Genomic DNA, 24,328 nt, shown 5'->3' with positions numbered 1-24,328 from the left:
CTCCAAAAAGTGTTTGATAAAGCTCATAAAATAAAAAGTTTTGTTCCGGTCAATGCCGAAACGTTTTATTAGAATTAACGTTGACGTTTTTGTTTTGTTTAGTTTTCAAAGGACAATTAAGTTGGAGCGGGTGATGAGAATCGAACTCACGACATCAGCTTGGAAGGCTGAGGTTTTACCATTAAACTACACCCGCATATTAAATTTGTATATGGCGCGCCCGAAAGGAGTCGAACCCATAACCTTCTGATCCGTAGTCAGACGCTCTATCCAATTGAGCTACGGGCGCATTTATTAATCAAGTTGTGTATTCTACGATGTCGTTTGGTGCGGCCGAGAGGACTTGAACCTCCACGGGATTTCTCCCACTAGGCCCTCAACCTAGCGCGTCTGCCGTTCCGCCACGACCGCGAATCGAACATTGATAATTATATCACGATATTTTATCTTGTCAACTCTTTTTTGAAAGTTTTTCAAGAAGTGCGGGTGAAGGGAGTCGAACCCCCACGCCGTAAGGCGCCAGATCCTAAGTCTGGTGCGTCTGCCAATTCCGCCACACCCGCATAATATAAATGGTGAGCCATGAAGGACTCGAACCTTCGACCCTCTGATTAAAAGTCAGATGCTCTACCAACTGAGCTAATGGCTCAAAAAAGATGGCTGGGCTAGAAGGATTCGAACCTTCGCATGACGGAATCAAAATCCGTTGCCTTACCGCTTGGCTATAGCCCATCAACATTATATTGAAATATCTTTTTTATAGAATTTTTTTGTTGCTCCATCAGAAGCAACTTTTATATAATAGCACTTCAAGTTTATCAATGCAAGCTTTTTTAAAACTTTTTTTGGTGACCCGTACGGGATTCGAACCCGTGTTACCGCCGTGAAAGGGCGGTGTCTTAACCGCTTGACCAACGGGCCAATATTTCTGGCGGAGAAGGAGGGATTTGAACCCTCGCGCCGGTTACCCGACCTACACCCTTAGCAGGGGCGCCTCTTCAGCCTCTTGAGTACTTCCCCAGAAACAAAAAAATGGCTCCGCAGGTAGGATTCGAACCTACGACCGCTCGGTTAACAGCCGAGTGCTCTACCACTGAGCTACTGCGGAATGAAGTAAGTAATATCTTATCGACTCTTTAGATTATATATAGATGTTATCAGGATGTCAACACCTTCCCGCAAAAAAAATAATAACATTTAACGCTCTGCTAAACATCCTTATTTCATCCTTTAATTTTCTGCAAAGTCCCTCGGCAAACACCGCATACATATTTGTTTAAATTAATGTTTCTTTTTCGGATATATCTTGTTTGACAAGATTTACACTCATACAAATACTCACTTACTCTTTTCTTTTTTGCTTCCGCTTTCTTCAACGGTGTACAAAATCTTGGCGCACCCACTTCTTTTAATAGAAGCTTAAAATCACGATCACGGTGCTTATAGCCTCTTTTTTCAAGATGAAGATGATAATGACATAATTCATGCTTCACAATGCCTATAATTTCATCCATGCCGTATTGCTCGAAATAACGATAGTTAATCTCTATATTATGACTAACCAACATGTAACGTCCACCGATTGTCCGTAATCTTCTGTTAAAAAAAGCTTTATGAAGAAACGGCTTATGGAAATATTGAAGTGATAGTTGTTCAGTTAGCTTTTGCAATTGTTCGTCGTTCAATACTGCCCCTCCCTCCGAAACATGACAACCACTATAGCATATACTAACATAACCACTGTAATATAGGAGGATGCCTTATGCCAATTTGGCTCAAAAAACAAATTCGACAGGCCTTTATGGATAAAGATAAGTATCAAATCCACCTATTAAATCAATGCTGGTATTTCTATAGAAGAACAAATAAACTTAATTGAAGAAGAAAGGCTGTCTTAGAAACCATCAATATTTCTTCTCAGACAGCCGTCTCTTTTAAATCAATCGATTGATTAACCAGTACCCGCTTTATCTGACGGACAGCAGGAGACTCCCACCGCTCAAGGATTAGTTTGTCGGCGGCAACATCGTTAATGAGACTCTTTGCTTTTTCAAATCAATTCCCTCTACCCAAACTGTTACAACATCACCGACTGACACAATATCCAGCGGATGCTTCACGAAGTTATTGCTTAACTTCGATATATGAACAAGGCCATCTTGTTTAACTCCTATATCTACGAAAGCGCCAAAATCGACAACATTACGTACGGTACCTTGCAGTTCCATCCCCGGAGACAAGTCCTCCATTTTCAATACATCTTGCTTCAAGATTGGTTTCGGCAGTTCATCACGCGGATCACGCCCCGGTTTCATAAGCGAATCCACAATATCTTTCAACGTAATTTCACCGATCTTTAATTCTTCTGCAACCGTTCGGATTTCTATATCTTTTAAAGCATTTTGCAGAGCTTCTGTTCCTATGTGTTTCGTTGTAAAACCAAGCTTACCCAATAAACGAACAACATTCTCATAGTTTTCAGGGTGTATCGCTGTTCTATCGAGCGGTTCTTTACCGTTCTGTATACGCAGGAAGCCAATACACTGCTCATATGTTTTCGCGCCCAGACGCGGAATTTTCTTCAACTGTGCCCTTGATTGGAACGCCCCTTCTTCTTCACGCTTTTTCACAATATTATTGGCCACTGTCTTAGAAAGTCCGGCTACATACTGCAACAGTGAAGACGAAGCGGTGTTGACATTCACACCGACTTGGTTGACTGCTGTTTCAACAACGAAAGTTAACGAGTCATTTAGTTTCTTTTGCGATACGTCATGCTGGTATTGCCCAACCCCTACTGACTTCGGATCGATTTTCACCAATTCCGCCAAAGGATCTTGCAGTCTGCGGGCAATAGACACAGCACTTCTTTCTTCTACCTGCAAATCCGGAAACTCTTCACGTGCAAGATCAGAGGCCGAATAGACACTTGCACCTGCTTCATTAACAATAATATAGTAAATTTCTCGCTTCACTTCCTTCAGTGCTTCAACGACAAATTGTTCCGTTTCCCTTGAAGCTGTACCGTTTCCGATTGCTACAATCTCCACGTTGTATTTCTCAATAATATCAAGAAACTTTTTCTTCGCTTCTTCTTTTTTCGCTGCCGGCGGATGCGGGTAAATGACCGCTATTTGCTCCATTTTCCCGGTTTCATCTACGACTGCCAGCTTACAGCCTGTACGATAAGCCGGGTCCACTCCCAATACCACTTTTCCTTTTAAAGGGGGCTGCAGCAATAGGTTACGCAAATTCTCAGCAAAAATATGAATTGCCCTGTCTTCAGCTTTTTCCGTCAACTCTGCACGAATTTCCCTTTCAATAGACGGCTGAATCAGACGTTTATATGCATCCTCAATAGCTTCCTTCATATAAGCATCAACAGCCGAATGAGGGGAAGCAATCTTTTGACGCTCTATATAAGCTATAATTCTAGCCGTATCCACCTTAATGGAGATACGCAGGATATCTTCTTTTTCTCCCCGATTTAACGCGAGTACACGGTGAGGTACAATCTTTTGCAACGGCTCTTCATACTCATAATAATTTTCATATATTCCTTTTTCATCTTTCTCTTTGTCCTTCACTGCCGATACAATCGTTCCATATGTAAACGTACTTGTTCGGATCCATTGGCGAAGGGCCGCATCATCAGCAATCATCTCAGCGATTATATCTTTTGCTCCGTTTATGGCATCCTCAACTGTTGGAACTTCTTTTTCTTCATCTACATATTTTTGCGCTTCTTTTTCAACAGAGACGTTTTTCGGAAACGTAATCATCCACTCAGCTAATGGCTCTAATCCTCGCTCTTTCGCAACAGTCGCTCTTGTTCGTCTCTTTTGCTTGAATGGACGGTACAGATCCTCGACCATCTGCAGCTTGTCAGCTTTCATGATGGCCTTCATGAGATCTGGATTCATCTTTTCCTGCTCCTCGATAATTCGGATGACTTCCTCTTTCCGCTTTTGGAGATTCTCTAAGTATTGCCAACGATTCATGACATCCCGTATTTGAACTTCATCCATGCTGCTTGTCATTTCTTTTCGGTAACGCGCAATGAACGGAACCGTATTCCCTTCTTGCAGTAACTGTATGACTTGCCGAACAGATTTTGTTCCCAATTTCAGTTCTTTCGCTATTAAGCTGCTTACATCTATCACTTCATGTTCAGTTGTTGTCAATTTCAGTCCTCCAAACCTTTAGTCTTTCTTCATTCTACCAAATTGATCGTCGCTCTACTAATGTTCTATAAGGAATATTGATTTTCCTTTCCTTCTATACCGTTACGCGCCAAACAGTAAAAAGAAAAGCCTACCTCGTTAGAAGTAAGCTATAAAAACAAAGCAAATTATAGTTATTGTTCATATTTTCACATAATTCTCAATCTGATTGATCAACATAAATAGCATCCCTCAGCTTATTGATTGCTCTTCTTTGCAACCTTGAGACATGCATTTGAGAGATACCGAGCTTTTCACCCGTTTCTTTTTGACTCAAGTTCTCTAAATATGTATATTGTATGATTCGTTTCTCACGTTCACTAAGAACATGAAGAACCTCATCGAGCACTAGTTTTTGATCAATCTTTTCATAGCCTTCCTCTGTATTACCGAATATATCAAGGAGTGTAACCGTACTTCCATCAGCATCCGCTTCAATAGAATGATCAAACGACAATGCTTGATAGCTTTTACCGATTTCCATCGCTTCTAACACTTCTTCTTCGGAGACATTTAAATAATCAGCAATTTCTTGAACTTGGGGCGAGCGATGGAGTGAAGATGTCAGTTCTTCAACAGCGTGATTGATTTTCGGCCCCAATTCTTTAATCCTTCTCGGCACGTGCACACTCCAGGTCTTATCACGTAAAAAACGTTTAATTTCACCTACAATTGTCGGTACCGCAAATGCTTCAAAACTTTTCCCAAACGTCTCATCATAACGGCGGATAGCTCCAAGAAGCCCAATCATGCCGACCTGGAAAATATCCTCTTGAAACGACCGTCCTTTTGCATACTTACGGGCGATGGTTTGAACTAATTTTTTATAATGCAGCACCAGCTGCTTTTGCGCCTCTTCATCATGATTCAGTTGGTACGCTTTAATCCAGTCATAAACCTGTCGCTGAGAGTCTTGATTAGGTTGAGAGGTTTTGTTCATCGGTTTCCACCTGCCCCCCTCGGACAAACTTGGTCATAAATACCATCACTCCAAGATGCTGACGAATTTCCACCTTGTCCATTAATGTTTCGATTAAGTAAATCCCTAAACCTCCCTCTCTTATAAACTCTGCCGGCTCTCCTTTATGATAAGGACCGATTCCTTGTCTCACTTCATCAAAATTGCAGCTGTGACCGTGGTCGGCAACCATCAGTTCCAAACGGTCTTTGTATACACCGCAGCCAATCACAACTTCGCCATCTTCCTCGTCTTTATAAGCATGCTGAACCGCATTGGTGCAAGCCTCACTAACCGCTATTTTTAAATCTTCAATATCATCAAATGAAAAACCCATTCTGCTGGCAATACCCGAAATTGTCAGTCGAACTACACCTACATATTCAGGCTTTGCCGGAATTTTCATTTCGACATAATCGTATTTATGATCCATTACTCTCCGTCCTTTGCAATACTTGAAATTTGGATAATTTCCGTTAGACCTGTAATATCAAATAATCTTTTCAATCGGCTTGATAAACCAACGATTTTAAATGTACCATTATGAACTTTCACTGTTTTGAACAACCCGACAACCACGCCAAGTCCCGTACTATCCATAAAAGAAACTCCGGATAAATCAATCACCATTTGAACATGATCCTGATTCACAATCGGAGTGACCATTTCCCTTAATCGCGGAGCAGTAAATACATCAATTTCTCCACTAACCAACACTTCAATACAATCAATCGATTGATTGATTTCGACATTCATATTCATCGTAATGTTACCTCCTCTGCAATTTTCCAGATAACCACTGCCTTAACTGACTCTCTTCAAAACGATTAATGTGAAATCATCACGCAACTTAAAATGCTGAAGCTTCAGCAGATGACGGCAAACTTTCATAACAAGATCTTGTGGATGGAGATGGATATTCTTTCTGAATTCCTCAAGCAGAAATTCCTTTTCAACGAACTCTCCGTCAATTTTGCTCTCTGTGACGCCATCTGTAACAAAAATAAGAACATCATCAATCCCTACATACTTCTCATATAACGGATACTCTGAATAGCTGTTTACTCCAAGCAGCAATCCCTTCGTTTTCATCTCTTCGAAGCTTCTGGACTGAGCACTGTAATATAGAGCCGGCTCATGACCTGCAGATGAATATAAAAATCGATTAGAACCAGATTCATACAATCCGTAGAGCATTGAAACAAACATATTAACATCTACGTTTTCTTCTACCGTCTTATTCAGCTTCGCTAATAGCTGATTCGGGATTGTTTCAGATTTAGACATTTGGTCAATGGTTCCCTTAATCATCGAAATGCATAAAGCAGCCGGCAATCCTTTTCCCATCACATCTGCAATCCCTATTCCAAGAGAGCCGTTATCATAGGGAACAAAATGAAAATAATCCCCGCTTACTTTTTTCGCAGGAATACTTACCGCACCAATTTCCAGTCCGTCCATTTCCGGTATAGTATATTTCAACAATAAGCTTTGCACATTTGCCGCTACTTCTATCTCCGAATTCATCTGCTGTTGCATTAGGCGGAGCTTATCCATTTCCGCCAAGACGATGCCATAGCTCTTTATAATTTTTGAAAAGAAATCAAAGGTCTTAAAAAATTCTTCCGGTATATCCGGATACATCTTTTTGAGGACATTCTTTTGCCATTCGCTAAGTTCTTCGGGGGAAATTCCATTCTTTAAAATCTTCTTGCTTAATAGCTGCGCTTTATGTTCCCCTCGCTCCGTCTGTTCTTTCACATAGTCAACCAACACTTTCTCATAAAGCTGTTGCAATTTTTCTTTATTCCCCAAACTCACTCCCCCTCATAAAGAACTGCTTTAACACACCTTTGACATCCAGCCATCGAGCAAGCTTGTTCTTTTGTATATAAAATGAAAATTGACATCAGTTATTACATTTGCGCACAAAAACTATGCACACTAACAATATTAAAACAATTCTGTTAAGTAATTGTTAAACTATTTCATCTATACCGACACAATTCCAATCAAAAGTGGAAGCGTCCCGGTTAGCACCGTATGAACTAGAGGCCGCCGACCAAGATAAAGGAAACACGAAGAACGACAGTGATTCGATGTTGACTTATCGAAGGGAGGTTGCCGAAGGGCAATAGGTGCTGGACGCTGAAGCTGGACGTCTACACAGCCATTCTTCGCAGTAACATCATAGCGAATTCAAATTATGTATATACTTAAATCATGTTTATGCACAAATAAAAGAAGGAGCCCTGCGGGAGGCCTAAGACGAACCGCACAAGAAACCCGCCTTTTGGTTTCTCGGGAGGGATGGCTTAGGCCCGAGCATGGCAGGTGTAAGGTTAGACAATAACCAAAAGCGGAAGCGTCCTGGTTAGAACCGTATGAACTAGAGGCCTCCAACCAAGATAAAGGAAACACGAAGAACGGAAGTGATTCGATGTTGACTTATCGAAGGGAGGTTGCCGAAGGGCAATAGAATAGGGGATGGGCGTTGCAGCTAGACGTCGGCACCGGTTCTTGTTTTGATTTTTCAAACAAAAAAATACCCCAACCAATCTTCGGTTGAGGTTTAACAAATAATATATAAGTGGTTAAAATTCTACTAGTCCCGTACTGATTTGCAAAGCATTATCTACTTTACTCATCATGTGCTCATCTAAATGAGTGATCTTATCAGTTAAGCGCTGCTTATCAATGGTACGTATTTGTTCCAAAAGAATGACAGAATCTCGTTCAAATCCATACTTTTTGGCATCGATTTCTACATGAGTTGGAAGCTTGGCTTTTTGTATTTGAGCAGTAATAGCTGCAACAATTACAGTCGGGCTAAAGCGATTTCCGATATCATTCTGAATAATCAGCACAGGGCGGGTTCCTCCTTGCTCAGAACCGACCACAGGGGACAAGTCAGCATAATATACGTCACCACGCTTAACAACGATCAAAGGATTAACCTCCGCTAACTAATCGTTCAACGCAATGCTCAGCCTCATACTCCGCAAGAAAGGCCTCGGAAGCAATGCTTAGATTAATCGTAGCCATTTCAATATAGCCACGTTTCATATCGTCACGAAGTTTTCTCTTTTTTCGTTCGTGCAGATACATTTTTGTTGCGCGATATAGCAATTCATTACGATTAACATTATCCTCTTGAACACATCCGTCAAGTTCCGATAACAAATTTTGTGGTAATTGAACTATTATCTCTCTTGTTATGCTGGATTTAGACATAAGCTTACACCTCCACCATCACTACACACATACCTAATACTATCTCACCCTTCATGTTACCATTTAAAAGGAAATTTGAAAAGAGTATATTGTTTTTTCATATTAATATTATAGTCATGTACATAATCATTTTATTCACAAATTCTTCATTTAAAGAAGCGAATTGCTGACACTTTGAACAGAACCGTTTCTTTTGAATACTCGTGGTACCCGTGAACTGATTGAGCATATAACCTCATAGTTGATTGTTTGCAATCTTTCAGCAATCTCATCGACTGAAACTTTTTCTTTGCCATCTTTTCCGATAAGAGTGACATGGGTGCCGACCGGATAATACTTCGGCAGTCGAACCATGCATTGATCCATGCAAACTCGGCCGACAATCGGCATACGAATACCGTCGATGATTACTTCCTGACCGCTCAGTTTTCGAATCCAGCCATCTGCATAACCAATCGGAAGCGTCGCAATCCATTCTTGCTTATCCGCTTGATAAGTCGCTCCATAACTGACGCTTGCTCCAGCTTCTATTTGCTTTACATTGACAATTTTCGTGTGCAGAGTCAATGCTTCCTTCAACGGATACGGAAGGAGTTCTTTCATTTCAGGTGATGGACTTAAACCATACATTGATATACCCAGTCTGATGCCATTAAACCATGCTTTTTCAAATCGGAACGAAGAAGCACTATTGCTTGAGTGTACAAGCGGAGGTAATTCAGACAAAGCACTTAACAGTTCGATAAATTTCGCATACTGCTTTTCGTAATATTCTGTATCTATTTCGTCAGCTGTCGCAAAGTGGGTGAAGCAGCCTTCAAGCGTAAAAGCAGAAGATTGTTTAATCAGCTGTTCCGCCCGCTTTATTTGTTCAATTTCTCTATACCCTAGCCTTCCCATTCCGGTATCACATTTAATATGCACCGGAAGCGACGCATTATTCGGGATGTATGATTCCGCTTCCTGTAGCCATTCATTACTGAATACCGTTACAGATATATCGTACTCAGCCGCTAATCCGGCATCACCGGCACGTATTGCTCCTAAAATGAGAATCGGCACTTGTATACCCTTTTTCCGGAGCGCAACCGCCTCATCTAAAAAGGCGACAGCAAGCCATTCGGCACCTGCTTCTATAGCTGTCTGTGCCACTTCAAATGCTCCGTGCCCATAACCATTTGCTTTTACAACTGCACAAAGCTTCATATCTTCTCTGATATATTGCTTCATAGCGAAAACATTATCATATATATGATCAAGATTTATTTCTGCCCATGTATCTCTGTAAAATGCCGACACAATCTGAAACCTTCCTTCTAATCCTTTTTCACGTTGTTGTTTCCCTTTATTATAGCGAAACTATCTCCACTTGTATCCTAAAATTACGAATAACCTTATAAGCAAGCGAAAGGGCCTGACAGAAAAGCCGTTTTAAGACTTATCCAAGGCCCTGTGCATATTTTATTTATTTGCAGTTATTTCACAGCTGGAGCATAGACAGAACGAGCTATTTCCACCATTTCTTCTCTGCTCAGATTTTGCGAAGCAATTGTATAATCAATCCCTTCATAAGTCCATGAGATGCTGTAATCTGTTATCGCCCCGACTGTAAAGCCCAAATCCACTACGTCGCCAAGCACACTTGTCGCTGAAGAGGTTTCGACAACTTTGGCTCTTTCCGCAATCATAGTGAAACTGCGGTCGCCTTCATACGTTAATATCGAGCGCTCACCGGAGTCTGTCACAATATCCTCTTGATCAACCAATTCAATCCCATTGATTTCTGCCGGATATCTAATCACAAATTCCTCTTGCTCCATATCCGCTAACGCTTCAATTTCCAATTGAGCTCCCGTCATATTAGTCTTCATATCAAATGCCTTGTCTTCTATTTTCGGATTAAACGACACGTCGGAAAATTCAACTGTTACAAGAACATTATGATCAGGATCTTTAATTTTCACGCTGATTGGCGCAAGATCCTTTTTATTCAAAATCACTTCCTGGAACGGCAGCATTTTGCTGTTTTGATACCTCGTTTTCGTCTCAAATACATATTGGTTTTCTGTTGCTTTAAATGTTGCATTCGGATCTTCCATTATATCCTTTACAAGCGATTCATACAAATAGGCTTGACTGCTGTTTTTTGGCCAATCGCTTTCAAAGTGAAAGCTCTTATTCAATGCCGGAGTCAGCACATATACACCATCTTTGTTGCGCAAAATCATCTGACTTTGCTCTTTCTTCTCATTCTTCAGTTCCACCCGGTAAAAGTCTGGGCTTTTATACCAGATTTCCACATCATACACTTGAGGATCCTCGCCCATTTTTAATGTCATTTTTGCTTGAGCCTTATAACTTTTCATTTCCTCCATCTTCTTATTCAACGATTGAACAACGTCCTCTTGCGACTTTTGACCACAAGCTGATAAAACGGCTATTACAAAGATGCTTACCGCTAATAAGAGTAACTTTTTCATCTTTTCAACCCCTTCTTATATTTACACGCAAAAAGGGAGACAAAAAGACTTACTTACGGTCTGGATTAAAGTATTTTGGATATAAACAACGGAGTACCGTACACTTTATATTCCGAGCCCATCGAAGACCTTGTCTCACCCGCAGATACAAAAATATATGCAGGTAGTCCGACAAATATGTCCAAGCTACAAGAAAAACCGTTACCGGTCCTTTTTCATTTTTGATTTCACTTCTTGAATTGCCTTCAATGGAAAAGGAGACATGCGGCAGGACTAAGATGAATCACACGAGAAACCCGCCTTTGGTTTCTCGGGGGAGGCAGCTTAGGACCGAGCATGGCAGGTGCAAGGTTAGACAATGAGAAAAACCGTTACCAGTCCTTTTTCATTTTCGAATAACCTCTTGAATTCACACCAATGAAAAAGGAGACATGCAGGAACTGAAAAGTGAAAGCGGCCCGTAAGAGCGACTAAGGACGCTACATTCTGAAGGCCTCTAAGCATGGCAGATGTATGGTTAGAAAGATCAGAAAAACCATCGGAACATCGGCTAAAGGCGCCGCGTTCTGTCGCAACTCCGATGGACCTACATTCCGTAAGCCTCCTCAATAATCACCTGAGCTGCAGCATACTCTTTTGTGTGAGTTATAGAAAGATGCACACCTTGACTAAATGGCTTGCTGATAATCGGTTTGCCTCTTTCATCATTCCGGATTTCAATATCTTGGAACCTGACCTCTTTCCCGATCCCGGTTCCATTCGCTTTAGAAAAGGCCTCTTTTGCGGCAAAGCGCCCCGCTAAATACTCTAATTGCCTGTTGCCTGATAACCGGCGATATTTATGCTGTTCATATTCCGTCAAGACCCGTTCTGCAAACCTCGGCTGAGAGGAGCTGATCTTTCGAATTCTTTCGATCTCGACAATATCTAAACCAATTCCTTTTATCATATTGTTCACCTTCTAAATCAGTATTCGGTCACATACATTGAACTAATCATTACTATAACGGAGCTGAAAACGATGTTTATTAGAAGAGAAAACTTTCAACAATTTATCCGGCTTTATCCTGCAGTTACACTCCTGCTGATTATAAACACATGTATTTTTATCGCCGTAAAACTGACCTTCTTATTTGGTCATACACTTTTAGAAAATATGCTCGGCATTAACATATACATAAAAGAAGGGCAGCTATGGCGACTGATTACTCCAATTTTTCTCCATAGCTCCCTTTTTCATTTTATCTTTAATTCTTTTTCACTTCTGTTATTCGGGCCGGCAATTGAACAGATGTTGCAAAAAACCCGCTTCTTAACATTTTATCTCCTTTGTGGCATCGGCGCCAATATACTGACCTTTTTTCTGATGCCGCCGACTTATGCACATCTTGGAGCAAGCGGCGCCATCTTCGGCTTAATCGGCTTTTATTTATATCTTGTCGCCTTTCAAAAACATCTGCTTTCCAGACAAGACGTCCAAATGATTAAAGGATTAGCCATCTTCGCACTCATCATGACCTTTCTTCAACCGAATGTAAATGTACTCGCACATGTCGGAGGTGCCATAATCGGTTTTCTGTTGGCTTCCATATTCATCAAACCTGTTCACCGCTAGCTTTTTTCACACTATGATTTTCCCGAAACCAGTCTTTAATTGCCAGCATATCACCTTGTTCAACATCTATGACTCTTCCCATGCTCGGACCTACTCCCGTTTTGCTGAACACATTAATTGTTCCCAGTCGGCTTCTTTTCTGAAAATCACTTTGTTTATACGTTAAAGACTGAATTTTATTATTGAGCACAACATACGTTTGCTTCGACACAAACTTACGAAAGACAAGTGTCAGCTGCTTATTCGCTATATTCCAGCCGGCTGTTCGAAATGCTGCGTATGCCAAGGCAATACATATGGGAAGCCAGATGACATATACATAACCGAATGGTTTAAAAAGGAACCATACTGCGACTAGCGGTATATTCCATAGCAAAGCCCTTATTAAATAACGTCGCATCGCTCTTTTCGGTACATGCTTGATGGCAACTTCCAATTCGTAATCAATATCGAATGATGCCAACAATGCTTTAATTCGCTTTTTCTTAATGATAGGTAACAACATTACATTTGCATTGCCTTCATTTTGAATAGAACCGGAAGCTGTCTCAACATACAGCGTTGCATAACCGAAAGGCTCTCGCACAATATTTTCTACAATTCGCAAAGCCTGAATACGGTGAATAGGGATCGTCAGTCTCCTTTTTTCAAGCAATCCTCTAGAAATAATCAACTCATTTCCCGACTTAGTAACTGTGAAATACGCATACTTCAATATAATTCGCAATGTTGCAATTATATAAGCGATAACAACTCCGAAAAAGATTAAACCCGCCGTGATCATAATACTCGATGCAACTAATTCTTCAACATCATTATAAAGACCGTATTGGGAAATGACTTCACTGAATTGCGTATATAGCACGAAGGCCCCTGACAAAACAACGCCAACACCGCCTGACGTTGCCGCCATAAGACAAAGTTTGCTGAATGACAGCTCAAACAACTTTCTCTCTTCTGCCGATTCACGTTTCTCTTCTTCTGACTCGGAAGAGGATACCATTAATGGATCTTGCTTCTTTTTAGACGCTTGAAGCAAGGTTTGGAATAAAGCCGCTTCTGCTTTAGTGATCGCTGTCAATTCTGCTTCTGCTTTGCCGTTACTTGAAGATCCCGCTGTTTCAATTGACACTTTCACAAGCGAAAACAGACGTTGAATGATTCCTTCCGTTATATCAATGCTTTGTATCCGCTCGAGTCGGATAAAACGTTCTTTCTTAATAAAAACACCTGAACGAATGCGAATTTCATTTTCATCTATTTCATAGGTAAACTTATACCATGTAACAATTCCGGATATTAAGCCTAATACAAGCGCACCGCCAAGCACAATCAGTTCAAAATATGACCAGGGCGAATCATTACTGCTTTGCAAGACGATAAATAAAATAAGTGGAATGAAAGCCTCCTTCAAAGTCTTGCTGACATTCAACACAATCGCTGCCGGATGTAATCTTCTCGCCTCAGACATCTTCTTTCACCATCGTTACCATCCGCGCTATATATTGACGCAAATGCTCAGCCTCTTCTTTATCGAGGGCAGGAATTTCATGAGTGGTTGCCGCAGTCGAAATTTCAACAGATGCCAAATGATTCTTCCTCATAAGCGGCCCTTGCTTCGTTTCAACGTGCTGTACCCTGATCATCGGCACTAATGTTCGTTCAACGATGAATAACCCTTTCTGTATCTCTATTTCATTTTCCCGCACTTCATAACGCCACCACTTCCAGCGCAATGATGGAATAATAAACACATAAAGCACAAATTCCAACAATGTCAGTCCCCATGCACCATACATAATCCAGCTGCTCCAATCAAGTACGTTAACAGCAACCGTTAATCCACCTGCAATCGCCGCCATTATGACAGCAGTAATTACACCGCTTTGCCGCCATACCTTTACAGCTTTTAATGAAATGCGATCTTTCAGTTCCAAGCCTACCCCTCCTCTTATGAAACTTATGTAAATATAGCTATTTTTTCTATATTAAGCTATACGAATATCATCAAAAAAAGTTCCATACTATAAAAGCCGAAATGCTGCATCATTGATCCATTGAACATTTTTCTTTTCTTTTATCTCCTTCATCAACAGAAATAACGCTTGATCTTTGCCTTTCGCTTCAATCATAACATCGATTTGTTCGACTGAACCTTTTGCGACTTCAACAAATTTCCAAAACATATCCAAATCAATTGTATCACTATGAGCTCGGAAATCCTTTTCATTTTTAGGGCTGGATATATGAATTTTGACCGGAAGCTCACTGTTTCTCTCCCATGTAGCGACAATACGCTCCCAATCTTCCTTCAAATCTTCCGCTTCTTCACGGTTAGCCAAGTAATGATGATAGTCAAACACAAGAGGAATACCCAATTTTTCACATAAATATAAGGCGTCCCTAGCTGTAAAAATTTTATCGTCATTCTCTAAAATCACCATCTCTTGCAGACGATGCGGTATGATTGACCAATTATGTATGAATTGTTCAAGCGCTTGCTCCTTATCATTGTATGAACCGCCAACGTGCAATACACATCTATGTTTCGGATTGACGCCCATCGCTTTCAATAAATGATAGTGCATTTGAAGTGTTTCCATTGAAACTTGAAAAACTTGCTTATCCTTTGAATTCAATAACACGAAATGATCGGGATGAAAATCAACTCTCATCTTCGGGTACTCCCGCAAAAATTTCCTAATTGGCATTAACCCTTCTTTTAAAATCATTCTATAATCCCAATCCGGTAATTCCGGATGATTAGCAAGTGGTATAAGCCGCGAACTGAACCTAAAAAACTCAATATTATGAACAGCATTGTGACGCAAAAGGCGCAGACAGTTATGGAAATTGGCTTCCGTAATTTTTTTAAGCTTTCGAATTGCCGCTTCACGGTCTGTTATACTGCTGAACTGTTTATATGTCATCGTCTTAGATGGAGATGCATTTTGAAGCTGCATACTCATTGCTACATAACCAAAGCGAAAGATTGTCACTACAACACATCCTTTTTTAGCTTTAGTATTTCTTAAAGCAAAGAAAAAAAGCCGTACGAATATCATTCGTACGACTTCTTATTATTTATTAATTAGAAGATCTTTCTCTTCTTCCGCTGCTGTTACGGTTGCGGTCACCGCTGCGTCTTTTTCCGCCTTGGTCTTTACGGTTGAACGCGCGACCATTGCGTTGTCTAGAACCGTTACCGCCGAAAGATTTTTTCTCTTTCTTGAATACGGGTGCTTCGCTAGTTAATTTAACCGGTGTGTTATCCGGCTCTTTTGTCATTAGCTTAAGAATAGTTGCTGCTAATGTTTTCGCATCATATTTCTCTAATAGTTCCTCAGCTAGAGGCATGTAGATTGATAAATCTTCATTTTCGATTGTATTAGCGATTTTTTCTGTTACAGCTTTTTGCTGACCTTGGATCGCTTCAGTTAATGTAGGAAGTTTCATGCGCTCCATACGTTTATTCGTTGTTTTTTCCACGAAGAATAATTGAGATTTCTCTCTGTATGTTACAAATGTCACAGCCATACCTGTTTTCCCTGCACGACCAGTACGTCCGATACGGTGAACGTAACTTTCAGGGTCTTGCGGAATGTCAAAGTTGTAAACATGAGTAACGCCTGAAATGTCAAGACCACGAGCTGCTACGTCTGTTGCAACTAGAACATCAACGTTTCCTTCTTTGAATTTCTTCAATACAGACATACGTTTCGCTTGGCTCAAATCACCATGAATACCTTCTGCATTGTAGCCGCGAAGATTCAATGCAGATGAAAGCTCATCTACACGACGTTTTGTACGGCCGAATACAATCGCAAGCTCCGGAGTTTGAATGTCTAACAAACGAGTAAGCGCATCAAACTTCTCAGCCTCTTTTAATTCAACATAATATTGTTGAATTCGGTCAACTGTCATTTCTTTCGCTTTCACTTTTACATGGTGAGGATCTTCCATGAAGCGCTCAGCAATTTTACGGATTGGTTCCGGCATTGTCGCTGAGAACAATAATGTTTGGTGATCTTCAGGTACTGTAGAAAGGATAGACTCAATATCTTCAATGAAGCCCATGTTTAACATTTCATCCGCTTCATCCAGTACGACTGTCTCTACATCGCCAAGTTTTAATGTTTTACGATTAATGTGGTCAAGAAGACGACCTGGCGTACCAACGATGATATGAGGTTTCTTCTTAAGCGCGCGGATTTGACGATCGATATCTTGACCGCCGTAAACAGAAAGAACACGCACACGTTTGCCGAATCCTAATTTAAATAATTCTTCAGATACTTGGATGGCAAGCTCACGAGTTGGTGCAATAACGATTCCTTGGATGTGGTCAGCTTTTACATCGATTTTTTCCATTAAAGGTATACCGAAAGCAACTGTTTTACCAGTACCTGTTTGTGCTTGGCCGATGACGTCTTTTCCTTCTAACGCAACTGGAATCGTTTCCGCTTGGATTGGTGTAGCCTCTTCAAATCCCATTTTTTCTATCGAACGCATTGTGGACTTTTGCAGTCCTAATTCACTAAACAAAGTCAATTTTTCCTAACTCCTTTTTTATCGAGAAATAACTTATATATCTCAAGAAAAACTGTCACCCGCCTTGCGTCTGAACGAACAGACGAAGAAGACACGCAGTCTAAACAGCACGCTGAATTGAAGTTGCATTCAGCCCTGACAGCATAAGATGAGTCTCGCGAGAAATGTTTATTTCTTCAAGAGAAGTAGCTTATGATTCTAAGCGTGTTTGGTGAAAAATTAGACATAGATTATAGGATTATCACTTGCGAATAATGTACGAAAGTGAATTTTCCTTTATTATAAAAAAAACCTAATTGGCCTAAAATATTTTCTCAAAATACAGGTAAGTTGAACCTTTTAATGTATGCGGGTTATAAACAGACTTAATCTGTTTAATATCATAAATATTAATCATACTACTTTTTCCGCACAATGTCCTTGTAAAAATAATACCACTTTTCTACCTTTATTGCAATGAAGTGAATTGTATATTGCTTTCATCTTAGAATTATTTCCAATTAAATGGGCTTTTATTTGTTTTTTTTGCGCTTAAACAATACGTTTAAGAAGGATTAGTTAACGCATAAAAAAGCAACTCAAACCCTATCAAGGTTAGAGTTGCTTCGATATTTTTATGTATTATGAATATCAGAACTAATATATGACTCTTTTCTCATAAGAAAAGCTGCACCGGAAAATCATTATGCTGATTTTCCGGTGCAGCTTCTTCATTACTTGCTAAGTGCTTGAACAACTTCTTCCAGCTTCATTCCTCTTGAGGCTTTCACTAAAACTAAGTCATCTTTGCCGACATATTGTCTCAAGTCTTCCACTAGCACATCTTTATCATCATAAGTGCGGACATTTTCTTCCCCGATTGCTTTTTGGGCACCGATAGCAATATGTTTGCCCAGTTTCCCGAAAGTGAAGACACAATCAATATCCTTTTTCGAAATTGATTCACCGATCCTTTCGTGATATTGCACTTCTTCTTCTCCCAGTTCCAGCATGTCACCTAAAACTAAGATTTTATGACGAAAGCCTGTTAAAGAGCTGACTAGCTCGATAGCAGCTTTCATAGAAGTTGGACTGGCATTGTAGGCATCATTGATAATTTTTTCACCATTTTTACCTTCCAGCATTTCCATTCGCATATTAGTGACTTTTAATTGCATAAGCCCTGTTTTAATTTGCTCTACCGAAACATTAAACTCTCTTGCCACCAAAATGGCTGCCATAGCATTTAGAACATTATGGTTTCCGAGTATCGGCAATTTAAGATCATCGTTAAACAGATTCGTTTTAAAAACAGTCCATGTCCCTACAGTTTCAATATGCTCTGCATAGATATCGTTTGTCGCAGTCCCGCCGAATGTATGCGTCTTAATCATCGCGTTCTTTAGCTTATCATTAAGAAGCGGTTCATCACCGTGATAAATAAGGACGCCATTCTCTTTTAACCCTGCCGTAATCTCTAACTTAGCTTCCGCAATCGCTTCTCTTGATCCTAAATCAAGCAAATGCGCCTCTCCAATGTTTGTTATGATTGCTACATCCGGACAGGCAAGTTTAGAAAGCAGCTCGATTTCTCCACGACCGCTCATTCCCATCTCTAAAATGACGATTTCGGTATTTTCAGGCATAGCCAAAATAGTGAGAGGCATTCCAAGGTGGTTATTGAAGTTGCCTCCGGTTTTATGTACCTTATATTGCTGCGCCAGCAAGGATGCCGTCATATCCTTCGTCGTTGTTTTACCGTTGCTGCCTGTAATGCCGACAACTTTTGCCTCCGTTTGTCTTAAATATGCTTCTGCTAAACGTTGCAATGCCTCCAAAGCATCATCTACTAAAAGGAGCGGTAAATGCGTCGGAGGATTCGGAACATCTTTTTGCCAGAACGATGCAGCAGCTCCGCTTTCAATCGCCTTTTCCACATATACATGTCCATCCGCATGTTCTCCCTTAAAAGGAACAAATAAGTTCCCTTCTGAAATATGTCTTGAGTCGATCGAAACCCCTGATACTTGCGCATCCGGACCTATGTAATCTGCACCCGCCATCTCAGCGATTTGTTTTAATGAACGTTTAATCACAATATTCCTCCATCCTATCCATTTTCCATTACTTTTTATTCTTTGCTCAATGCCTTCAAGAAAAGAAAGCAGAAGCTATTCCCAACTAATCAGCTTCTGCTTTTCTTCTTTTTGTGCAGGAATTTTTCTAATAAAAATTAAAAGCTGTGCTTAATTTGTTGCTTCTCTTCATGTCTTTCAATTGCTAAGTTTACCAGCTTTTCAATTAATTGCGGGTATTCCACACCTGTATGTTGCCATAGGAGCGGGAACATACTGAACGGCGTAAAGCCAGGCATTGTATTAACTTCATTCATCAGCAACTTGCCATCTGCTGTAAGGAAGAAGTCAGCACGAACTAGACCTGAACAATCCAATGCTTGATAGCATTTAATCGCCAGTTCCTTCAATTCTTCATATTTTGCTTCCGGAATCTCTGCTGGAATAACTAATCCTGTTGTTCCGTCTTCATATTTTGCTTTATAGTCATAGAAATCTACATCCATCGGAACAATTTCACCGGCAACTGAGCATTGCGGATCATCATTTCCTAAAACGCCTACCTCGATTTCACGAGCTGTAACGCCTTCTTCAACAATGATTTTACGGTCAAATTGGAATGCCTCAGCAAAAGCCTTATCCAATTCTTCTTTTGAAGTACATTTGCTAATGCCGACGCTTGATCCAAGGTTGGCTGGCTTAACAAAGCATGGATAACCAAGTTTTTCTTCGACTTTTGCGTATGCTTGTTCTGCGTCCTTTTGCCATTCTTTACGTGTGAACCATACATAGTCCACTTGCGGAACGCCTGCTTGCGCAAAAATGTTTTTCATGATGACTTTATCCATACCTGCAGATGAAGCTAAAACGCCATTTCCTACGTACGGAAGATTCAATAGTTCAAGCATACCTTGAACAGTTCCATCTTCGCCATTCGGTCCGTGCAATAACGGGAAGATGACATCAAATGATTTTGTGCTCTCTTCAGACACAGCAGGCGCAAACATGCCAGCTGTTAAGCTCATAGAATCTTCACCATTTCCACCTAGTAACTTCAATTCTTCAACAGACTGAGCAGGTCCTGTTAGCTGCTTACCAGCAATCCATTGACCTTCTACAGTTATATATACAGGAAAAATATCGAATTTATTGAAATCTAAAGCCTTAGTTACGGCTAACGCTGTTTGCAATGAAACTTTATGTTCTGCTGATTTACCGCCATATAATAATCCTAATCTCATTTTCATCTGAATACCTCCAATACTCTTTCAGCCCTTCTATTGTAACACTTTCTATTTGCCACAAGAAAAAAATATATACATAGTTGCGGAAAAATTCGCTGTTTGTTCTATTTCGAATTCCTCTTTCTAATTTATGCCCATCTTTCAAAGATGTACATCATCGTTTGGAAAATCACCTAGATAACCGGTAAGTCTCGTTTTCTCCCTTGTATTACCATTAACATCGTTATGTACATCATGTATAATCCCTCTATAAAATACATTTGTGCTTTCAAGGAGGACAAAATGAGGAAGATCGGATTATTGACTCGCATTATACTTGCCATTGCTCTCGGAAATATCATTGGTCTCATTGCGCCAGATGCAATTATACGTATATTCGCTACTTTTAATATGCTTTTCGGAAACTTTTTGCAGTTCATGATTCCGCTAATCATTATCGGCTTCATCGCTCCCGGAATCGGCATGATGGGTAAAGGTGCCGGAAAAATGCTTGCTGTTACGACAGTACTTGCTTATACATCAACTATTGGTGCCGGGCTGCTTGCCTTTTCCTCCGCCAAAGTACTTTACCCTTCTTTACTGACAAGCCAAGCTCAAGCCAGCTTCTTCAATCCGGAAGAAGCGCTCTTGCCTCCATTTTTCCAAATGGATATGCCTCCAGTCATGGAAGTAATGACAGCTCTATTGCTTGCCTTTACAATCGGCCTCGGACTGACAGTTATTAAAGGGCATTATTTACAACGAATTATGACTGATTTTAAAGACATCATTGAAAAAGTTATTAATGCTATCATCATTCCTTTATTACCTGCACATATTTTGGGAATTTTCGCCAACATGACTCAGGGAGGACAAATCGTTTCTATAATGAGCGTATTCGCAAAAGTGTTCGTCCTGATTATTTCGCTTCATATTGTAATGCTTTTTATTCAATATAGCATCGCCGGCTCAGCAGCAAGAAAAAATCCTTTAAAACTCTTTCAAATGATGCTCCCGGCATACTTTACTGCGCTCGGAACGCAGTCTTCCGCATCTGCAATTCCGGTGACTGTGGAGCAGACGAAAAAAATGGGCGTTAAAGAAAAGATAGCAGATTTCTCTGTTCCTTTATTAGCTACTATTCATTTATCCGGAAGTACGATTACACTTGTTTGTTGCGCAATGGCTGTGATAGTTATGCAAGGCGGTACAGCCAACTTCTCCGCCATGCTGCCTTTTATTCTTATGCTCGGGGTGACGATGATTGCAGCTCCAGGGGTTCCCGGCGGTGCAGTCATGGCAGCTCTCGGATTATTAGAAACAATGCTAGGTTTCTCTGATTCTATGCTGGCCATTATGATCGCATTGTATTTGGCTCAGGACAGCTTCGGAACGGCTTGTAACGTAACAGGGGATGGAGCTATCACACTTCTAGCCGATTGTATTACACCTGAAGAAAAAGAAATAATGCAAGAAAAGGTGGCCTAACGCCTGAACAAAAAAGCAGCGTCCCAGAATGAAATCCGGGGCGCTGCTTTTATTTATTGTAAAACAAGCGTCCACTCTCTTGTTTTTCTTGTATAAATCAACTTAGCTTCTGGCTGAGCTGTGTTTACTTCCTGATAACTTTCAGCTACTTCGTCCATATCTGTCAGATCACCCACAACCCAAATAGGTACTTCCAATCGTGTTCTAGACTGGGTAATATTTTCGAACGAAATAACTACACCTTCTCCCATAAGCGCCGATAATCGAATAAATATTTCAACAGGCACCGGTGTATAGTCGCTTTTCTTCCTGATGCCCAGCCATGTTTTCTCTACTTTCAGAGAAGCCATTCGATCAGAGATGACTTTGCCCAGCATCGAAAAGATCGGATCAACATTACGGTAGTAAATTTTATTAAACCATCCGTTGTCCTGCGATAAATAGACAAATTCATTATTCAGCATCCGATAAAAAGGAGGTTTCAAATGGTGTTTTGTATGCCCTAAATAGAGCAGCTCCGCTAACTCTTGCCCATCTATAGCACCCAAACCGGATTCATCTTCAAAGTCTGTCCAGCAGAACTCTCCATTAGCATTACTGTAATTTTTTAATAGCTTGGGTACATCTTCCTGATAGACAAATTCTAACAGCGTATGCATATTATATTCGGCATTTTTATACGAATGCTTCAGCAACAATAAATTTTGAAGAGGCTTATCTAATGAAGCATGAAATTCTTCGAATGTCAGCCCGCAGCACATCACGAAGCGATCCGACGGATGTAAATGTAAATACAGTAATTCCTTCATTTCAATTCTCATAAAAAATGCCTCCCCAACACTCTACATATCCTTGTCGTATTTTCTTAAAGTAAAGTATAGCAAAAAAATATTACGAACTAAAGAACGTCCTTATTACAATACATTTCATTTCTATTACATAATATACTCCGCTCATTATGTTATAGAAGTACATAGATTACATAATTGTAAGTATATTCATAAAATGGTAGCATTATAGATATACTACGTTTTTAAGGAGAAAACTGATGGAGAAACGTCACACGTTTACCGAGCGATTCGACTGGACCCTTTGCCTCATACTGTTTGTCTTTTTTCTAATCAGCTGCTTTAGCATCACCAGTGCACAAACGACCGGACAATATAATTTTAATTTCGTGACCAGACAGATTCAATGGTACGTCATTTGCAGCTTTATTATAGCAATTATTATGTATTTTGATTCTGAACAAATTTATCGGATGACTTGGTTTCTGTACGGAATCGGTATTTTGCTGCTCGCTCTGCTTGCTGTTCTTCCCGGCAGTACAGCAGAAGGTGCTTTTGTACCGATTCGAAACGGCGCCAAAAGCTGGTTTCAAGTTCCGGGTGCGGGTTTGATTCAACCATCGGAGTTCATGAAAATACTGCTCATTTTGTCACTCAGCAAAATGGCCGTGCTTCATAATCAGCGAATTGAAGTGCGAACAATCAAAACAGACTTTTGGTTATTTACAAAGCTCGGTCTTCTGACATTGATTCCGTTAGCATTCGTCATCAAACAACCTGATTTAGGAACTTCTTTAGTTATTATCGCCATATTTTTAGGTATTTCATTAGCTTCCGGGGTCAGCTGGAAGATAATTGCCCCCCTTGTCGCATTCGGTGTGACGCTGATTGGCATCATTATTTATCTGGCATTATATATGCGAAATGTATTGGAACTATTTCTGGATACATACCAGATCAAACGCATTTACTCATGGCTTCAGCCTGAGCTATATTCAGGCAAAGATTCTTTTCAGCTTGAGCAATCTTTAAGCGCAATCGGTTCCGGCATGATTGCCGGAAAAGGCTATGGAGAAAGAAATGTTTATGTGCCTGAGCTTCATACCGACTTTATTTTTACTGTAATCGGGGAAGAATGGGGGTTTATCGGAGCCAGCCTGGTTATCGGTTTATTTTTCATTCTCATATTTCATTTGACAAAGGTCGCTCTTTCATCCGCGGAGCCATATATTTCATATATTTGCGCGGGGGTCATTACAATGATCACATTCCATGTATTTCAAAATATCGGAATGACCATTCAAGTGCTCCCAATAACAGGTATCCCGTTACCATTCATCAGCTATGGCGGCAGTTCGCTGCTCGGCAATATGATAGCGATGGGAATTATTTTCGGTATCCAGTTTCATTCTAAAAACTATATGTTTTCCAATCAAAACACAGCAGTTGAAAATATCGATCCAACCTCCCGCTCAGAAAAGAAGAAAAAAAGATTTGCCAGATTGCTATAAGAAAAACCGATACCGGTCCTCCATGTGGCAGCTTAGGACCTAGCATGGCAGGTGTAAGGTTAGACAGTATCCGAGTTCAAAAATTTTATACTTAAGAAACATTCATGATTTTACACTCACACCCCGGGGATGAAAATATATTCCCGGGGTTTTGTTTTCCACCAAGATACCCATAATGGTAATGCTATGGTGTGTAACTTATA

The 24,328-nt window shown here is 40.4% G+C and carries 22 protein-coding genes and 9 tRNA genes; 4 read left to right on the top strand and 27 right to left on the bottom strand.

What is annotated here, in order from left to right; translation table 11 throughout:
- Positions 1–122: 122 nt before the first annotated feature.
- From IEO70_RS15300 to IEO70_RS15255, 10 genes are all read right to left on the bottom strand, one after another.
- Positions 123–196: transfer RNA gene (locus IEO70_RS15300), tRNA-Gly, on the bottom strand.
- A gap of 16 nt (positions 197–212) precedes the next feature.
- Positions 213–289 (bottom strand) — tRNA-Arg (locus tag IEO70_RS15295).
- 36 nt (positions 290–325) lie between these two features.
- A tRNA-Leu gene (locus IEO70_RS15290) sits at positions 326–411 on the bottom strand.
- Between the two features lie 70 nt (positions 412–481).
- A tRNA-Leu gene (locus IEO70_RS15285) sits at positions 482–563 on the bottom strand.
- Between the two features lie 10 nt (positions 564–573).
- Positions 574–649: transfer RNA gene (locus IEO70_RS15280), tRNA-Lys, on the bottom strand.
- An 8-nt stretch (positions 650–657) separates the two neighbouring features.
- Positions 658–732: transfer RNA gene (locus IEO70_RS15275), tRNA-Gln, on the bottom strand.
- 114 nt (positions 733–846) lie between these two features.
- Positions 847–921, bottom strand: a tRNA-Glu gene (locus IEO70_RS15270).
- Between the two features lie 8 nt (positions 922–929).
- Positions 930–1,020 (bottom strand) — tRNA-Ser (locus IEO70_RS15265).
- 13 nt (positions 1,021–1,033) lie between these two features.
- Positions 1,034–1,108 (bottom strand) — tRNA-Asn (locus IEO70_RS15260).
- A gap of 115 nt (positions 1,109–1,223) precedes the next feature.
- Positions 1,224–1,685 carry a SprT family protein gene (locus tag IEO70_RS15255; RefSeq protein WP_190999238.1) on the bottom strand — a complete coding sequence of 154 codons (462 nt, stop codon included), beginning with the start codon at positions 1,683–1,685 and terminating at the stop codon, positions 1,224–1,226.
- A gap of 77 nt (positions 1,686–1,762) precedes the next feature.
- Between IEO70_RS15255 and cmpA the strand changes: the two genes are divergently transcribed.
- Entirely contained in the window at positions 1,763–1,879 is a 117-nt protein-coding gene (gene cmpA, locus IEO70_RS15250) for a cortex morphogenetic protein CmpA (RefSeq protein ID WP_190999237.1), read from the top strand.
- A 127-nt stretch (positions 1,880–2,006) separates the two neighbouring features.
- On the opposite strand, the gene IEO70_RS15245 is transcribed toward cmpA, so the two are convergent.
- The 10 genes from IEO70_RS15245 to acpS all read right to left on the bottom strand — a co-directional run bounded on the left by IEO70_RS15245 (position 2,007) and on the right by acpS (position 11,844).
- A complete protein-coding gene (locus tag IEO70_RS15245; protein ID WP_206711617.1) occupies positions 2,007–4,184 on the bottom strand; it encodes a Tex family protein in 2,178 nt (725 codons plus the stop codon).
- Between the two features lie 199 nt (positions 4,185–4,383).
- On the bottom strand, positions 4,384–5,163 hold the full coding sequence (gene sigB / locus IEO70_RS15240; protein WP_190999236.1) for an RNA polymerase sigma factor SigB: 780 nt from the start codon (positions 5,161–5,163) through the stop codon (positions 4,384–4,386).
- Positions 5,141–5,614, bottom strand: coding sequence for an anti-sigma B factor RsbW (gene rsbW / locus IEO70_RS15235; RefSeq protein WP_190999235.1), 474 nt, complete (start codon positions 5,612–5,614; stop codon positions 5,141–5,143). Before rsbW ends, sigB begins: the two co-directional genes overlap by 23 nt.
- A complete protein-coding gene (locus tag IEO70_RS15230) occupies positions 5,614–5,943 on the bottom strand; it encodes an STAS domain-containing protein (RefSeq protein WP_190999234.1) in 330 nt (109 codons plus the stop codon). Before IEO70_RS15230 ends, rsbW begins: the two co-directional genes overlap by 1 nt.
- A gap of 42 nt (positions 5,944–5,985) precedes the next feature.
- Positions 5,986–6,996 (bottom strand): SpoIIE family protein phosphatase, encoded by a 1,011-nt coding sequence (locus IEO70_RS15225; RefSeq protein WP_190999233.1) that lies wholly within the window; start codon positions 6,994–6,996, stop codon positions 5,986–5,988.
- Positions 6,997–7,775: 779 nt separating this feature from the next.
- A complete protein-coding gene (locus IEO70_RS15220) occupies positions 7,776–8,126 on the bottom strand; it encodes a type II toxin-antitoxin system PemK/MazF family toxin (protein ID WP_190999241.1) in 351 nt (116 codons plus the stop codon).
- Between the two features lie 7 nt (positions 8,127–8,133).
- A complete protein-coding gene (locus IEO70_RS15215) occupies positions 8,134–8,415 on the bottom strand; it encodes an antitoxin endoai (RefSeq protein ID WP_190999232.1) in 282 nt (93 codons plus the stop codon).
- A 150-nt stretch (positions 8,416–8,565) separates the two neighbouring features.
- Complete coding sequence (alr, locus tag IEO70_RS15210; protein WP_190999240.1) at positions 8,566–9,717, bottom strand: alanine racemase; 1,152 nt, start codon at positions 9,715–9,717, stop codon at positions 8,566–8,568.
- Between the two features lie 173 nt (positions 9,718–9,890).
- Complete coding sequence (locus IEO70_RS15205; protein ID WP_190999231.1) at positions 9,891–10,895, bottom strand: LolA family protein; 1,005 nt, start codon at positions 10,893–10,895, stop codon at positions 9,891–9,893.
- Positions 10,896–11,481: 586 nt separating this feature from the next.
- Positions 11,482–11,844 (bottom strand): holo-ACP synthase, encoded by a 363-nt coding sequence (gene acpS, locus IEO70_RS15200; RefSeq protein ID WP_190999230.1) that lies wholly within the window; start codon positions 11,842–11,844, stop codon positions 11,482–11,484.
- Positions 11,845–11,916: 72 nt separating this feature from the next.
- Between acpS and IEO70_RS15195 the strand changes: the two genes are divergently transcribed.
- On the top strand, positions 11,917–12,510 hold the full coding sequence (locus tag IEO70_RS15195; protein ID WP_190999229.1) for a rhomboid family intramembrane serine protease: 594 nt from the start codon (positions 11,917–11,919) through the stop codon (positions 12,508–12,510).
- Here the strand turns inward: IEO70_RS15195 and IEO70_RS15190 are convergent.
- From IEO70_RS15190 to IEO70_RS15165, 6 genes are all read right to left on the bottom strand, one after another.
- Complete coding sequence (locus tag IEO70_RS15190; RefSeq protein ID WP_190999228.1) at positions 12,491–13,981, bottom strand: PH domain-containing protein; 1,491 nt, start codon at positions 13,979–13,981, stop codon at positions 12,491–12,493. The genes IEO70_RS15195 and IEO70_RS15190 overlap by 20 nt on opposite strands.
- Positions 13,974–14,447 carry a PH domain-containing protein gene (locus IEO70_RS15185; RefSeq protein WP_235973623.1) on the bottom strand — a complete coding sequence of 158 codons (474 nt, stop codon included), beginning with the start codon at positions 14,445–14,447 and terminating at the stop codon, positions 13,974–13,976. Before IEO70_RS15185 ends, IEO70_RS15190 begins: the two co-directional genes overlap by 8 nt.
- A gap of 87 nt (positions 14,448–14,534) precedes the next feature.
- Positions 14,535–15,509, bottom strand: a complete 975-nt coding sequence (gene uvsE, locus IEO70_RS15180) for a UV DNA damage repair endonuclease UvsE (RefSeq protein WP_190999227.1) — start codon at positions 15,507–15,509, stop codon at positions 14,535–14,537.
- An 88-nt stretch (positions 15,510–15,597) separates the two neighbouring features.
- On the bottom strand, positions 15,598–17,061 hold the full coding sequence (locus tag IEO70_RS15175) for a DEAD/DEAH box helicase (RefSeq protein ID WP_190999226.1): 1,464 nt from the start codon (positions 17,059–17,061) through the stop codon (positions 15,598–15,600).
- 713 nt (positions 17,062–17,774) lie between these two features.
- A complete protein-coding gene (locus tag IEO70_RS15170) occupies positions 17,775–19,136 on the bottom strand; it encodes a UDP-N-acetylmuramoyl-tripeptide--D-alanyl-D-alanine ligase (RefSeq protein ID WP_190999225.1) in 1,362 nt (453 codons plus the stop codon).
- Positions 19,137–19,273: 137 nt separating this feature from the next.
- A complete protein-coding gene (locus tag IEO70_RS15165; RefSeq protein ID WP_190999224.1) occupies positions 19,274–20,362 on the bottom strand; it encodes a D-alanine--D-alanine ligase in 1,089 nt (362 codons plus the stop codon).
- 279 nt (positions 20,363–20,641) lie between these two features.
- On the opposite strand from IEO70_RS15165, the gene IEO70_RS15160 reads away from it, so the two are divergent.
- Entirely contained in the window at positions 20,642–21,826 is a 1,185-nt protein-coding gene (locus IEO70_RS15160; protein WP_190999223.1) for a dicarboxylate/amino acid:cation symporter, read from the top strand.
- A 53-nt stretch (positions 21,827–21,879) separates the two neighbouring features.
- On the opposite strand, the gene IEO70_RS15155 is transcribed toward IEO70_RS15160, so the two are convergent.
- Positions 21,880–22,647: a hypothetical protein gene (locus IEO70_RS15155; protein ID WP_190999222.1), complete on the bottom strand. Its 768-nt coding sequence runs from the start codon at positions 22,645–22,647 to the stop codon at positions 21,880–21,882.
- Positions 22,648–22,874: 227 nt separating this feature from the next.
- Here IEO70_RS15155 and IEO70_RS15150 point away from each other — a divergent pair, with 227 nt between their 5' ends.
- Positions 22,875–24,125 carry an FtsW/RodA/SpoVE family cell cycle protein gene (locus IEO70_RS15150; protein ID WP_190999221.1) on the top strand — a complete coding sequence of 417 codons (1,251 nt, stop codon included), beginning with the start codon at positions 22,875–22,877 and terminating at the stop codon, positions 24,123–24,125.
- Positions 24,126–24,328 lie beyond the last annotated feature (203 nt).

This window comes from Peribacillus faecalis (assembly GCF_014712675.1).
In the GTDB taxonomy this organism is placed as follows: Bacteria; Bacillota; Bacilli; order Bacillales; family DSM-1321; genus Bacillus_AD; species Bacillus_AD faecalis.
This window is presented reverse-complemented; position numbering and strand designations above follow the sequence as displayed.